This is a genomic window from Vibrio sp. CB1-14 (assembly GCF_040412085.2).
In the GTDB taxonomy this organism is placed as follows: Bacteria; Pseudomonadota; Gammaproteobacteria; order Enterobacterales; family Vibrionaceae; genus Vibrio; species Vibrio chaetopteri.
In genome coordinates this window covers 1758738-1772458 of sequence record NZ_CP115920.1, presented here as the reverse complement: position 1 = coordinate 1772458, position 13721 = coordinate 1758738, and the positions used below count along the sequence as shown (strand labels likewise).

13 protein-coding genes are annotated in these 13721 nt (G+C 44.9%); 2 read left to right on the top strand and 11 right to left on the bottom strand.

Annotated features, from left to right (window positions below; all coding sequences use genetic code 11):
• Positions 1-33: 33 nt before the first annotated feature.
• From PG915_RS07985 to PG915_RS07945, 9 genes are all read right to left on the bottom strand, one after another.
• Positions 34-882: a type II secretion system F family protein gene (locus tag PG915_RS07985; protein WP_353496045.1), complete on the bottom strand. Its 849-nt coding sequence runs from the start codon at positions 880-882 to the stop codon at positions 34-36.
• Positions 879-1781: a type II secretion system F family protein gene (locus PG915_RS07980; protein WP_353496044.1), complete on the bottom strand. Its 903-nt coding sequence runs from the start codon at positions 1779-1781 to the stop codon at positions 879-881. Before PG915_RS07980 ends, PG915_RS07985 begins: the two co-directional genes overlap by 4 nt.
• A 1-nt stretch (position 1782) precedes the next feature.
• Positions 1783-3054 (bottom strand): CpaF family protein, encoded by a 1272-nt coding sequence (locus PG915_RS07975; RefSeq protein WP_338164258.1) that lies wholly within the window; start codon positions 3052-3054, stop codon positions 1783-1785.
• Positions 3051-4292: an AAA family ATPase gene (locus PG915_RS07970; protein WP_353496043.1), complete on the bottom strand. Its 1242-nt coding sequence runs from the start codon at positions 4290-4292 to the stop codon at positions 3051-3053. Before PG915_RS07970 ends, PG915_RS07975 begins: the two co-directional genes overlap by 4 nt.
• A 2-nt stretch (positions 4293-4294) precedes the next feature.
• Positions 4295-4789 carry a hypothetical protein gene (locus PG915_RS07965; RefSeq protein WP_353496042.1) on the bottom strand — a complete coding sequence of 165 codons (495 nt, stop codon included), beginning with the start codon at positions 4787-4789 and terminating at the stop codon, positions 4295-4297.
• Positions 4786-6153, bottom strand: coding sequence for a type II and III secretion system protein family protein (locus PG915_RS07960; protein WP_353496041.1), 1368 nt, complete (start codon positions 6151-6153; stop codon positions 4786-4788). The genes PG915_RS07965 and PG915_RS07960 overlap by 4 nt, the downstream gene beginning before the upstream one ends.
• Entirely contained in the window at positions 6153-6974 is an 822-nt protein-coding gene (gene cpaB, locus PG915_RS07955; protein ID WP_353496040.1) for a Flp pilus assembly protein CpaB, read from the bottom strand. The genes PG915_RS07960 and cpaB overlap by 1 nt, the downstream gene beginning before the upstream one ends.
• A gap of 31 nt (positions 6975-7005) precedes the next feature.
• Positions 7006-7446, bottom strand: coding sequence for an A24 family peptidase (locus PG915_RS07950; RefSeq protein ID WP_353496039.1), 441 nt, complete (start codon positions 7444-7446; stop codon positions 7006-7008).
• A 98-nt stretch (positions 7447-7544) separates the two neighbouring features.
• On the bottom strand, positions 7545-7763 hold the full coding sequence (locus tag PG915_RS07945; RefSeq protein ID WP_353496038.1) for a Flp family type IVb pilin: 219 nt from the start codon (positions 7761-7763) through the stop codon (positions 7545-7547).
• A gap of 483 nt (positions 7764-8246) precedes the next feature.
• On the opposite strand from PG915_RS07945, the gene PG915_RS07940 reads away from it, so the two are divergent.
• Positions 8247-9134, top strand: coding sequence for a LysR family transcriptional regulator (locus tag PG915_RS07940; RefSeq protein WP_353496037.1), 888 nt, complete (start codon positions 8247-8249; stop codon positions 9132-9134).
• A 190-nt stretch (positions 9135-9324) separates the two neighbouring features.
• Positions 9325-10914: an alpha-amylase family glycosyl hydrolase gene (locus PG915_RS07935; protein WP_420884598.1), complete on the top strand. Its 1590-nt coding sequence runs from the start codon at positions 9325-9327 to the stop codon at positions 10912-10914.
• Between the two features lie 133 nt (positions 10915-11047).
• On the opposite strand, the gene PG915_RS07930 is transcribed toward PG915_RS07935, so the two are convergent.
• Together PG915_RS07930 and PG915_RS07925 are read right to left on the bottom strand one after the other, a co-directional pair.
• Complete coding sequence (locus tag PG915_RS07930) at positions 11048-12505, bottom strand: glyceraldehyde-3-phosphate dehydrogenase (RefSeq protein ID WP_353496036.1); 1458 nt, start codon at positions 12503-12505, stop codon at positions 11048-11050.
• A 345-nt stretch (positions 12506-12850) separates the two neighbouring features.
• Positions 12851-13621 carry a siderophore-interacting protein gene (locus tag PG915_RS07925; RefSeq protein ID WP_353496035.1) on the bottom strand — a complete coding sequence of 257 codons (771 nt, stop codon included), beginning with the start codon at positions 13619-13621 and terminating at the stop codon, positions 12851-12853.
• Positions 13622-13721 lie beyond the last annotated feature (100 nt).

Genomic DNA, 13721 nt, shown 5'->3' with positions numbered 1-13721 from the left:
ACCAGCAAACCGCATTTTTGTAATCCGTTCACATCAACTCCCTAACGATATCGACATCTGCATAATCCCCGGTGCAAGGATCAGCACAACAATGGGAAACATAATAAATAAGATCAGTGGCACACTCATTTTGGCGGCGAGTTTACCCACCTTCTCTTCAACGGTTAGAATTTGAACCTTGCGAATATCTTCCGCGAGATCACTCATCACTTGGGCAACAGATGTGCCGTATTGCAAGTTTTGAATAACGGTTAATACAAAACTTCGTACTGCAGGTGTAGGTAGTCGTTGACCCAGATCATTGAGCGCTTTTTCTAAGCCGTGGATGCGAGCCGCATCCGAAGTTCGTCTGATTTGGTAACACAGATCTTTATCGAACATCTCTAGTTCGTCCGCCAAATACGCTAAGCTGGCTTCAATCGTCATGCCCGTTTGGACACAAACTGACATCATATCAAGCAAGTAAGGCAATTTGGCCGACGTACGACCAATCAACATTTTGCTTCGCAAAGAGAGTACTAAGTCCGGTACTACGATTACGCCCACTAACGAAAGCAGCGCACTAAGAAGCTTATTGGTGCTGGAGATATCGCTAAACGCCACAAGAGCAAGCAACACAGCCAAAATAAGAAACTTGAGCGGAAAGTAATATTTCGCCCACTCTTTATTGTAGTAACCGGCCTCAATTAATTTCTGCTCAAGCTCTTTTCGGTGCTCCTTACCAAAGCGAACCATAAAGTGTTTGATCTTCGCCGTACCAGATTTGGTTTGAATACCAACCAAACTGTCCATTTTCTGACGGCGTCGCTCCACACGTAGCGATTCAGCGATAACCACAAGAATGCAACCAAAAAATACCGTGACCGCAATGAGTAACATCATGCCCTCACCCCCCGCACTAACAGCCAGATAATAGTCAGTCCAATCATTTCACTGATCAGGACGTAATAGAGAATGACTCTTCCATCTGGGTCATAGAGAACAAAATCAACATTACCTGGATTGATGTAATTGAGTAGCACCGTAAAGGCGACGGGAATCGCTGCTACAATCTTGGCTGAAATCCGAGCTTCCGACGTCATTGCCATCTTTTTCTTTTCAAGCGTTCTTGAATCCACGAGTACACGAATGAGCCTAGCCAATACCCCTTTAAGCTGACCGCCACGTGAAATGTTGGCGCGCAGAGTAATGGTAAAAAACAAAAACTCTGGATACGGATAGTTCTTACAAGAGCGCATCAATACTACTTCCGGTGTTTCCCCCATCTTTAACCGGTCTGCCATCAACTTAAACTCGCGACCAATGGCGTTATCCATGGTGTCACCCACATAACCAATCGCCTGCATCAAACTATCACCCGCTGTGACTGCACTCATCAAGATATTGAGCGCATCTGGGAAGCTGTTTTCAAATTCTGAACGGCGGCGCGAGAGTAAGAAACGGTAGCCAATCACCAAAAATACTGCCACCGCTGCGCTGATTAGCAGTGGATTTTTTTGATGCAAAAAGACCACCAACACATACCAAGACGCGGTCACAGCGCCAATCGTATACAAAGCGATATAAAGCGTCGAACGTGGTCCCAATATCATCAAGGTTGGTGAAATCGATTCTCTTAACTTTTGCAGCTTGTGTTTTTGAGACAGTGAGCGAATATTAATCGCACTAACACTCTCAGCCCCCTGATGATCAACTTGAAAGTACTGATCCAGTTTGCTTTTTTTACTGCTTCGATTGAGCAGTAATGCTAGCGCGAATAATATAAGTGAAATCCAAAGCATATTAGCGCCCCGTAAATGACGCCATTAAGTCTTTGTATAACCCAAAGAACTGTGCTTTCTTTACTAGCTCAGAGCGCTGCATGATGCCATTGGTCACATATTCACCTTTAACCGCTTCACCATATTCACTGTCGTCATAGCGAAAACGATAGATTTCCTCCATCACCACGCTGTCACCTTCCAAGCCAACAATCTCTGAGATACTGGTAATTTTTCGACTACCATCTCGCAGACGGTTAACCTGAACCACCAATTGCACAGCACTTACAATCGTACGACGTATTGCTTCTAACGGCTGATTAAGGTTCGCCATCATCACCATCGATTCCACACGGGCAATAGCATCTCGTGGGGTGTTGGCGTGCAGCGTAGACATGGAGCCATCGTGGCCCGTATTCATTGCCTGAAGCATCTCGAACGCTTCTGCACCGCGACACTCACCAAGAATGATACGATCAGGACGCATACGCAGGGCGTTAATCACCAAATCTCGCTGAGTCACCTCACCCGTCTGTTCGATACTTGAAGTGCGCGTTTCCAACCTCACCAAGTTAGGTTGCTGGAGCCGAAGTTCTGCGGCATCTTCTATGGTAACAATACGTTCATCTTCAGCAATGTACTGTGACAACGCATTCAGTAGTGTCGTTTTACCCGAACCGGTACCGCCTGAGATAAGTACATTCATACGGCAACGAGAGGCGATCATTAGCACTCTCGCCATATCCATCGACATGGAACCAAACTCTATTAAGTCTTCAAACCCGATATTCTGCTCTCGGAACTTACGAATCGAGACCGAGGTGCCATCCAAGGCAATTGGCGGTATGACGATATTGACACGACTGCCATCTTCTAAACGTGCATCTACCGTTGGAGAGAGTTCATCAACACGGCGACCAACACGTGAGGCAATACGTTTTGCAATTGCAAGCAACTGCTCCTCGTTTACAAAGGTCAGATCCGATTTGTGTACTTTACCGTGACGCTCATAAAAGATGTTGTTAGGCCCATTCACCATGATATCGGTGATCGATTGGTCTTCTACCAATGGTTGCAAAGGCCCAAGCCCAAACAGCTCATCAATTAAACTTTTGACGAGACCCGTTTTCATCATAGAGGTGATCGGTCGCTGATAGCCCGTCGCAAGCAAGTCAACGGCACTTTGAATCTGTGACTCAAGCTCTTTGCGGCTCATCTTTTGAACCGCTTCCGGGTCCAGTGCTTCAAAAATCTGCCCGCGGAAGGCTAGATACATCTCTTTGTTGGAACTCATTTCGCGCCTACCTTACCTAACCAACGATTGAATCGCGGTACGGAAATAGGCTGGCCATTAATATGCTTCACTAGGTGGTCGAGTGAACGGCTCATGTGGCGGTCGTGTTTATGGGCACGCTTACCGTCAATGATGATGTGCGACAGATTTTTACAGAATGCGATTTCCAAGCTCGGTTCTTGACCGAGATAGCGTTTAAGATCGCTCTTGTCCATCACATAGGCAGCCTCGGGGCGATGGTAGTTCACGACGGTAATGATGCGCAGTCTCGATGACAACGTTAGCTGTAAGTTCTCCACCTTGTCGATAAGGCGCTTAGCATTGCGCACTGCCGAAACAGAAGCATCCAATACCAATACAACCACGTCGAATCCATCCAATAACATTTGTGGTTCGACTGGGAAGCTAACGCTGCCGGAGTAGTCTTCGATAATAAAGTTCGCGTTGCGCGATAGCAAATCACACAAACTTTGGCTGTAATTCAAGATTTCTGTTTGGCTCATATCGCCATCCAGTGCCAGCAAGCGTAAGTTTTTACGCGCGGTATGAAGGTAACTGAGCGCCCCTTCTTCATCCATCTCATGTAATGGCGCGGTAAACTCATCGATCATTCTTGGCTTAAACTCTTTTAGTGCCAGAAGAACATCGATATCACTGTCTACATATTGATGATCCACGAGAATCGTGTCGGTTCCTTGAGTTGAAAGAAGTGAACTCAGCTCGGTCGCGATAAACGAAGTACCAACCCCGCCTTTGGCTCCAACCACGGCAACCCGTTTGGCTTTACGCGCTTTACTTACGCCGGAGAAGTTTTTGAGGTTATTGTTTACGTGCGTCAAAAAGTCCGCAAACTCTTGCTTATTTACCGGCCAAAAAACGTAGTAAAAACCCATTTCTTTCAATGAGCGTAGTGTGGATATGGCATCCTCTTTACCAATAACCACCACACCTTTATGAGTTGGCAGTTTGCTGGCAAAGTTCTTCGCATCTTCAACCACGTTATCCGATTCATTCAACTCGAGAATAACGATGTGGCTACTCTGCTGTTCTGTCAGTTTGGCATGACCTTTGACCGTTCGAACACAGTGAGGATCATTCCAGCCTTCAAAGCGGAACACTTCTTGGACAAGATTCAGACACTCACTTGATTGATAGAACAAAGTACAACCCGCAACACCGGTTTGATTCTTCGGTTCAGGTTTGACTTTGGTGCTCAGTGCTTTCGTTAAATCAAACACGATTACTCTCCCACCAAGCGCGACTTATACGCGACTTGTTTTAGACGCATGGTTTCCACAAAGCAGTCAGGCTGCGCAATTTCTTGTTCTAGCTGCGCAGGTTGGCAAATTTGGGTTTTAAGTTGACGAACGGCTACTGAGATTCGAACATTGGCAATCATGTCTTGCTCTTGACGATATTGAACGCGAGACGGTGTCACGGCCAACGTTGAAAACTCTTTAAACGCCTTTTCTGCTAGCTGACGATCTGCCGTTGATTTGTAAGCGACCACATATGCGGCTTCTTTATCAAAAGATTCTGAAAGCGCAATCAACTGCTCCATCTTTTTCTGAGACTCGCTGCGATTTTTAATGACGTAATCAACACGGTGCACTTCTTGATACACCAGCGCTTCAGCACCATTGCCGTCGAAGTAACGCTCTGTAGTACATCCCGTAATACCGGTTGATAACAGAAAAAATGCCAAGACCAACAGTTTCAAGTTAACTTGCATCATTGGATAAACCCTCCCTGCTCGACCAGTCGAATTGTCGCATTCGAAGGTTGCATGTACCCTTCTGTATCCGCGAGATTTAACCAGCGCATCAGCGTCGACGTTTTGCGAATATAAGGAAGTTGGACATCGGTCGAACGCATTGGCTCGACAAGGTTGACCGTTGCTACGATGATAAGCTCAGTACGTCGTCTTTCAGTAACGGATTTACGAAACGCAGCCCCTAAGACTGGTATATCACCGACCAATGGAATTTTTTGCATTTGCTCAAAATCAGCGCTGCTCATCAAGCCACCCAAAATGAAGCTATCGCCATCTGCAAGTTCAACTGTGGTCATTGCTCGTCTAGAGGTAAGTTGAGGTACTTCAATGCCTGCTGCTTTTACATATTTTTCGACTTCCGATACTTCTGGAAACAGCTGCATGCGAATTTTATTTTGATTCAGCACTTTTGCGGTCAAATCGAGGCGAATACCAAACTCTTTAAACGTGATGTTAATACTGCTGTTACTTGAAACTACTACCGGCACTTCACCACCAACGAGAAAGCTAGCCGACTCTCCAGATAGAACCGTCAAGTTTGGCTCTGCCAAAATTTGCGCAATATCGTCATTACCAAGCGCGGTAATCAACGTGCCAATATCAGCTGCCTCAAATTGGTTAAAAACAAATTCACCAACACTACTCCCGACTGACCCCCAGTCCACACCGACGGTTTGCGAGAACGACTCGGTGACTTGTGCGACTGAAATTTTCACATTGACCTGCTGAACGGTCGCAACCTCAATGCGCTCGATAATGCCTTCCCAGGTCATGTTTCGCGCGAAGATCATGCTCTCTGGCTCTTCAAGGTCGCCGCCTGTGGTTTTAAACGTTAATTTTTGCGCTTCATCCCAACGCTCCGTCTTTTCTCGGCCAAGTAGCGTTGCGACCATACGGTAAATATCATCGCGCTCCTGTTCTGACTCCACCACACCACTTACAGCAACTTGCGAGCCTATAGATTCAACTTTTACATTGGCATTTGGAAAATGAAACTTAAGTTGGCGACGTACTTCCGATAGATTGAGATCGACAATGATGCGATCGGAAATCAGTACCTCATCTGTTGTGCCATAAACAATTAGGCGTGATTGACCAACTTTGCTAGCGAACACGACCAAGGTGTCGTCACTGATCACTTTGTAGTCGGCAACGGTCGGATCGCTGATAAACACCTTGCCCACTGGCGAATCCAGCTTAATGTGTTCGCCTTCGCCAAGCGTAATATATCGTTCCGCTGCACTCGTTAAAGGTGTCGCAAGTAAGACCATAAGTGAGCTTAGACACCACTGCGCTATCCATTTTTTAGTCTGGCTAAACTTCATTACAGTGCCTCTCCTGGCATCGCAGTTTTACCTCGAAACTCTTCAATTCCCACGTAATTATCCATAATGTTGCGAACCTCGACATAGGTCGACTGGCGATAGGTTTGACTGCGGTAGATTTCAATGTGCATGGTTCGTTGTGCAAGCGCTAACCTAGGTAAATCATCGGGATTAACTTCAATCACCACAGTGGTAAAACCAAGCTCTTTAGTCGGTGCTCTAGCAGTTACTGAATTGTCATCATCGTTGTCAATATTGAGTACCTTGACCTGCTTTAGAAACATATTGGCGTTAACGCCTTTAAAGCTTCTTGGCTTATCTGTGTTGGCCGCTAGATTGTTGTTCGGTGAACTGACCGTCAAAATATCGATATAGGTGCCCGGGCGGATGTAATCGTTGATGAGATTTTTATCACTGACTTGCAGCGGGTATGGCGTCATTCCTTCAGTAACAAGTAAGTCGATGTAACCGGGTTGTCCTGCCTTTACCTGATATTCTGGAAGCACGATAGTGCCTATCTCTAATGCACGATTGGTTAGGGTCGAAGGTGAAAAATCTATATGAGTGTCCTGTTTGACGCCATGTGCCAGCGCCTTACTCATGGGTAATTGTACTTTTACAACTTGTTCAGTTTGAATAGGTGTGCCTTTGGCAATATCGGAACTGACTCGCCATGCTGAGACGTGCTCTTCTACAGGTTGCACTGGGACAACCTCTGCTTGTGCTTGTGGCGTAGATTTCTGGTTCAGCATGTCAAGAAGCCCAAAAGCCCCAATAACTAAAGCCAATACCGCTATCAGCAGCACTAACCGAGAACGCATGTTCGTTTCCCCCGAGGTGTTCTAATTATGATTAAGCCTTTAAAAGCAGAGGCACTTGGTGCACCACAATCACTAAGCAAAATCCTAAACTAATGGCAACGCCATACGGGATGCCAACTTGACGTTTTTTTCTGTTTGGAAACCAATGGTTGAGCATGAGGTAGAACAATGAAACTAACCCTCCAGCCAAGCCCATTAATGTGGCTGCCATTGGTAATTGGCTCAAAGGCAACGCCAAGGCCAGTACACTCGCAAGCTTAATGTCGCCAGCGGCAATCCAACGTCGCCAAAATAGAACAAATCCAACTGTTAGGACTAGCAAAGCGGATTCTAAATAGATCTCACTTTTTATCAGCAGCGAACATTGCAAGGCCATCAAGCCCAAGACACTCATGTTAGTGATGCGTCGAAAACGAGCATCGAGGATAGATATACATGTACAAGCGCATATAAGCGAAATTACATAAAACATTTATAATTATTTGTGAAATACGAGCTTACTTGACAATGATCAGTGCCGGCATTGTGAGAATCGCCGACACTGCTTTACTACACTTGATAGTTTCTGCTCTATTCGCTAGCACCTTCCAACTCAGCACCTATGGAAGTAAACGTAGCCGTCAATTGTGAAATAAAGTCTTTTCCATCTGTACCAGTAGCAAATATCGCTGTCAAAGCAACCGCCATCGCTACACCAATCAAACCATATTCAATTGCTGTAACACCGCGCTCATCACGCTTAAATTCGTTTAGAAGCGTCACTGCGTTTACATAAAGCTTAGTCATCATATTTTTATTCCTTTGAACATTATTCAACAATAAGCATGGTCTATTCTAAATTATGCTCAAAATATCAAAAAAATAGCTTCTATCGATTTTATCGATAGCCTGTTCAAAGAAACCCCTTATTTACAACTCTAACAATCCGCCAACTCTAGTGCCGTGCCTGTTGTTATAAGTGTTTACTTTTTCAACATTAACTTGTGAAATGGACAGTTTCCACTCGTGCGTTGATGCGGATTATGTGGCACAGATCACACTACAAGTTCGATTTATTGCACGGGTTACGGAGCGTTATTCCAATCCCGAATGGTTGAGCGCACGAAATGCCCTGTAAAGCAAAATTCATTGCATTGATTTATGGTTTATCAACACCAAACTAACACTCTTTAAGTATCACTATTGTAAATGACTTAAGAGCAAGCTAATGTATGCTAAAAGCACAACTTACATAACTATAAATAGTCAAACGGCATAAAGGTTAGTCAATTTATGAAGCTGCAATTCGACAATATTGCTTCGTTTGTTGCAGTGGTTGAGGCGGGGTCTTTTAGTTCAGCAGCACGTAAGCTGGGCAAATCTCAATCCACAGTAAGCACCGCAATTCAAAATTTGGAGTCTGATTTGGGGTTTAACCTTTTTATCAGGCAAAACGCTAAAGTGACGTTAACCGACAAAGGCAAACGTTTATTTCACCTTTCTACTCCGGTAGTCAGTAAATATCGAGATTTGCTTACAGCAGTGAGTAAAATGAGCCACTCGGAACAGATCGTTTTTCGCGTCGGCATTGATCCTTTGGTTTATAACAGCAATGTTAAGCAAACCTTGTTTCAATTTTCGGAAGCATTTCCTGAGATCGACCTCGAAGTCGTCACTAAACCGAGTTTTGTTCTGAGCAACTATATTAACCAAGGAAAAGTAGACCTAGCGCTAGGCAATCCCTATCACAAAACCGACAACGATTTTAATATGGACGAGTTATTCAACGTCAATTGTTGGTGGGTGGGACATGCATCACTATTGGAAAACAAACCGAGTTTACCTCGCGTTTTGTTGATGGATGGTTTTGATGAACTGCTTAACCTATCCGATTTGGCAACACATCAGATATGGCGGTTGGATGATCTGTCCACCATTGTCGAACTATGCAAAGCCCAAAAAGGCATAGCGTTTTTACCTGAGCATATTGTGGAACCTTCACTAACAACAAAAGAACTTGCCATTATGACCGACAACTTAGAATTTTTTGGCAAAAAGGTTACCGCATCACTATTTTGGTCGACCCACTCAGACTTTAGTCTCTACAATCAGTGGATACGAAGCCAATTAAAAACCGTCATCGATCAACAAAGTACCTTTGTTGCTGCACTCGCCAACTAACCGTCTTCATCTTTTACAAGTCTCATTCATCACGCTTGGTGCTATCATAATTACACCAAGCGTGATTGCGATCTCTCAGCCTTGTTACTCCTCCCTAACAAATTCATCACATGGATGATTCGCCTAATGCTCACCTAGTAAATAATCAAAGATGCCCTATCGAGCTACAAAAATATAATAAGGACATCGTGTGAAACTGGTTAAATCCCTTATCTCTCTTTCCGTTGGCGCAACCCTACTGTGGGGCTGCTCTGGCGATTCTACCTCGCCAACAGACCAAGGTGGCACCACAACTAGTTATGCGTGCCGCGCTGATAACACTGCGCAAACTGATGACTTACGAATCTATCAAGTGATGGTTGAAAGCTTTGTCGATGGCAATCCTTCTATCGGCCATGGGACTGGTTACGGTACCAGTCACCATATGGGTGACATCCAAGGCATTATTGACTCGCTCGACTATATTCAAGACTTAGGCATGAATGCGGTATGGCTAACACCGATATTCAATTCAGTACCCATTAACGGCCAAGATCATTGGGCAGATAGACTGGATGCGACCGGATACTTCGCTACAGACTACTTTGCCATAGATCCTCGTTTCGGCACCATGGACGATGCTAAAAAGTTAGTTGAAGAGGCGCACAAGCGGGGTCTTTACGTCTTCTTTGATGGTGTGTTCGGTCATCATAAAGACAACGTAATGGCTTCACCCACTGGGAACCAGCCAGTCGGTGCAAGTAACCCTGTAAGCTATCCAGAGAGTCTGCCTTTCTTCAAAGAGGTGGCGGAATATTGGGTTAAAGAACTAAAAATTGATGGTTGGCGACTAGACCAAGCTTACCAAGTTCCAACGGATGCATGGGCGGAAATTCGTAAGGCCGTTGACGATGCGTCGCAGCAAGTCACCTATACCAATGCTGATGGTGAACTCGTTAACCCACTTGGCTACATGGTGGCAGAGATATGGCGTGGTGAGAGTGATATTGCTCGTGATGGCTACGGCAGCAAAGAAAACCCAGCTCTGTGTTCGGCATTTGATTTCCCAATGCGATATCGCTTAGTACAAACCTTTGCCGTTGAAGAATCAGGCTATGGTTCTAATCAAGGTGGGTTGAAGCTCGCTGAAGGTATGCGAACTCATGACGCCTACCCTGCCCACGCCAAGCCTAACTTGATGCTTGGCAACCACGACTTAGTGCGTTTGGGCGATCTTATTCAACGAGGAAACCTGGCTGAGCCAGAGGATGCTGAATATTGGCAACGACATAAAGCCGCCATCTCATTTCTAGGTGCTTATACTGGCCCCATCACGCTGTATTACGGTGAAGAAATTGGTGATGAATTAGAAGGTTTTGCTGATCAAGTAACCAATGACTGCGCGATCGCAGGAAAATGTGATGACCATGTAGCACGTATGAGTGGCAAGATAGAAGGAGTCACAGGCATCACATTAACGACAGAGCAAGCCGATCTTAAGAACTACGTGAAAGAGCTAATGACGCTTCGTTCGCAGTACCCATCGCTCGCTCAAGGTACTCGCAATAACGTTGTCGCAACAACGAATGCCTATGGGGATCTAAAAACATCAGGTGAAGAATCGATTCTATATATCGTGAATACGACAGCATCGAATCAAACCATTGCTATTTCTGCAGATAAACTGTCATTTAGTGGCAACCTTAATGATTTGCAAACGAATGACAACGTAACATTGGCTTCTGGTTTCTATAACATCGACCTAGCTCCGTTCCAAGCTAGGTTCCTATCACTTGAATAATAAACAGCGATAAGCCTAAAAAAACAAGCCGCCTTCAATAAGCATTGAAGGCGGCTTTTACTATCTCATTTCGTTACTATTCCTAGACACTAACAATCGTAAACTCTAACGGCTAGATAGAAACGAGGGATTGTTATGCTAGCGCTGGGTAGGTCTTATATTTCACACCCATCATTTGTTCCATACAGTGTACCACTTGGCAGCTGTAACCAAACTCATTGTCATACCAGATATAAAGTACACAGCGATTGTCTTGTGCGATGGTTGCTTGGCCATCAACAATACCCGGATGACGTGCCCCTACTAGATCGGTAGACACCACTTCCGTCGAATCGGTATAGTCAATCTGAGCTGAAAGTGGAGATGTTAGCGACACTTCGCGAAGGTAAGCATTTAACTCTTCTTTAGTCGTGCTGTTTTCCAGATTCAAATTCGCAACCGCCATTGAAACGTTAGGGGTTGGAACACGAATAGCGTTACCACTCAACTTACCCGCAAGCTCAGGTAGCGCTTTGGCCACTGCTTTTGCTGCCCCTGTTGAGGTCAGTACCATATTGAGTGATGCTGAACGACCGCGGCGATCGCCACTGTGGTAGTTATCGATAAGGTTTTGATCGTTGGTGTAAGAGTGCACCGTTTCGATGTGACCGGACACGATACCATATTTATCGTTGACCGCTTTAAGCGTTGGTGTAATGGCATTTGTGGTGCAGCTCGCCGCTGAAACGATCGTATCTTCAGCTAAGATACTTTCGTGATTGACACCAAACACGATGTTTTTAATGTCTCCTTTGCCCGGTGCAGTCAATAGCACTTTCTCAGCACCATTACACGTAACATGCTGGCTTAGGCCTTCCGCATCTCGCCAAACACCTGTATTGTCGACGACGAGTGCGTTGTCAATTCCGTACTGGGTGTAATCTACATCCTTTGGGCTGTTCGCGTAGATGATTTGAATGTAGTTACCATTCACTATCAAAGCTTTGTTGTCTTCGTCAACTAAGATGCTGCCATTGAACTGACCGTGAACCGAGTCACGACGCAACAAGCTCGCACGTTTTTGAAGGTCACCATCTCGACCGCCTCGCACAACGATGGCGCGCAGACGTAACGGATAACCTGACCCGCTCTTCTCAACCAAAATACGCGTAAGCAAACGGCCAATGCGTCCAAAACCGTACAGCACAACATCACGTGCTTCTAGTGAGCCATTGCTCTCAATGCTTTCGTTCAGAGTCGTCAATAAGAAGTCATCGATGTTTTGATGACTGTCATTGAGAGACCAGTATTGAGTCGCCAACTGACCTACGTCGATACAGCAAGGAGAAAGGTCAAGTTCAATTAGACGTTCAATGATTGGGGCAGTTTGAGAAATAGAGACGGAAGTAGAACTGTAATGGCGGGAAACACGGTGAGTTTTAATAATATCGATGGTGGTTGCGTTAACCAGTGTTTTACCAAATAAAAGCACTTCCACGCCTTTCTCTCGATAGAGTCTGCCAAGTAGCGGCAGAATCGACTCAGCGAGTGTTTGATTTAATTGCCATTGATTTTGGTGGATTTCAGTTTGCGAGATGTTGCTATTACTCATAGTAACCGGGGGCCTCTCTAGGATTAAAGGCTCGCTATGTCTCGTATGTAGGGTACAAGAGATATTGAGCGACACAGGGATGTAATCGTGTTGTTATATTTTATGCCGCGCAGTGTAACAAACAGACACTTAATCTGCTAGTAAAAATAATTCAGCACAAGAGGACGGAAAAGTGTGACTTGAGTAGGATAATTTTTGGTTAAATACTCGACCTTAGTCGTAAGAAATAGTCACCAAGATCGAGGTTATTTTATAGAAACAATCAAGAACGATGACAACTCTCTAATAGAATTATCATCGAATCGAATAAGTATATTAACAATAGTGGCTGCAAGTCACAATTTACTACTGAGATTCAAACTTATCATGGTCTTCTTTTTTAATAGCCTTGTGGCCGTCTTCAGCAACACCGCGTTTCCAATAACTACTGATATAAATCGCTTCTCTTGGAATGGCTTTGTCGTTTCTAAAATACTGCCGCAACGCTCTCATTTCATCGAATTCGCTAGCACACCATACAAAAGGTTCACCCGCAAGCCATGGTAAAGCTTTTGCTTCATTCGATAACGAACCCGTAGTCCAAATAATCTGCATGTCTTCAGGTACGTAAATCTCTTGTTTGTCTGCCATATCTTCTATCTGAACTACGGCATAGCCTTTCGCGCCTTGTGGCAGCATAGTGAGTTTTACTGACAGCGCCGGTAGGGCCGTCATATCTGCCGTAAAGAAGAACCAATCTTTTGTCACATTGACTTCTTGTAGAGCACCTGGACCAACAAGCGATACGTTGTCCCCTACTTCCGCGGCCATTGCCCAGCGAGCACCAAAGCCACAAAGTTTGTCTTCAGTAACGTGAGTCACGAAATCAACATCAATTTCACCACGCAATGTATCGAGGCGACGAATAGTATACGTGCGCATTTTTGGTCGCGCATCAAATGGCTCGTCATCGAGATCAGTACCGCCATGCTCGTTAAAAAGCAGTTTAATGTAACCGCCAAGGCTGTCCATAGGAAACTGTGTAAATGCTTCACTATGTAATGTGATTCGTATCATGTTAGGTGACAGGGTCTGTTTGTGACTAACAGACGCCATTTTAGGAGTTGGCTTTTTCATTGTATCTACTTAATGATTATTGTTTGCATTAAGTCTAACACAAGCGAAGCGAAACGAGATGCTATCCGATGGCAAATTTTTCCGATTTTACATACTTTTA

Coding starts and splice junctions, on each gene's coding strand:
- PG915_RS07985 (WP_353496045.1), bottom strand. CDS start 882: ATGATGTTACTCATTGCGGTCACGGTATTTTTTGGTTGCATTCTTGTG.
- PG915_RS07980 (WP_353496044.1), bottom strand. CDS start 1,781: ATGCTTTGGATTTCACTTATATTATTCGCGCTAGCATTACTGCTCAAT.
- PG915_RS07975 (WP_338164258.1), bottom strand. CDS start 3,054: ATGAGTTCCAACAAAGAGATGTATCTAGCCTTCCGCGGGCAGATTTTT.
- PG915_RS07965 (WP_353496042.1), bottom strand. CDS start 4,789: ATGATGCAAGTTAACTTGAAACTGTTGGTCTTGGCATTTTTTCTGTTA.
- PG915_RS07960 (WP_353496041.1), bottom strand. CDS start 6,153: ATGAAGTTTAGCCAGACTAAAAAATGGATAGCGCAGTGGTGTCTAAGC.
- cpaB (WP_353496040.1), bottom strand. CDS start 6,974: ATGCGTTCTCGGTTAGTGCTGCTGATAGCGGTATTGGCTTTAGTTATT.
- PG915_RS07950 (WP_353496039.1), bottom strand. CDS start 7,446: ATGTTTTATGTAATTTCGCTTATATGCGCTTGTACATGTATATCTATC.
- PG915_RS07945 (WP_353496038.1), bottom strand. CDS start 7,763: ATGATGACTAAGCTTTATGTAAACGCAGTGACGCTTCTAAACGAATTT.
- PG915_RS07940 (WP_353496037.1), top strand. CDS start 8,247: ATGAAGCTGCAATTCGACAATATTGCTTCGTTTGTTGCAGTGGTTGAG.
- PG915_RS07930 (WP_353496036.1), bottom strand. CDS start 12,505: ATGAGTAATAGCAACATCTCGCAAACTGAAATCCACCAAAATCAATGG.
- PG915_RS07925 (WP_353496035.1), bottom strand. CDS start 13,621: ATGAAAAAGCCAACTCCTAAAATGGCGTCTGTTAGTCACAAACAGACC.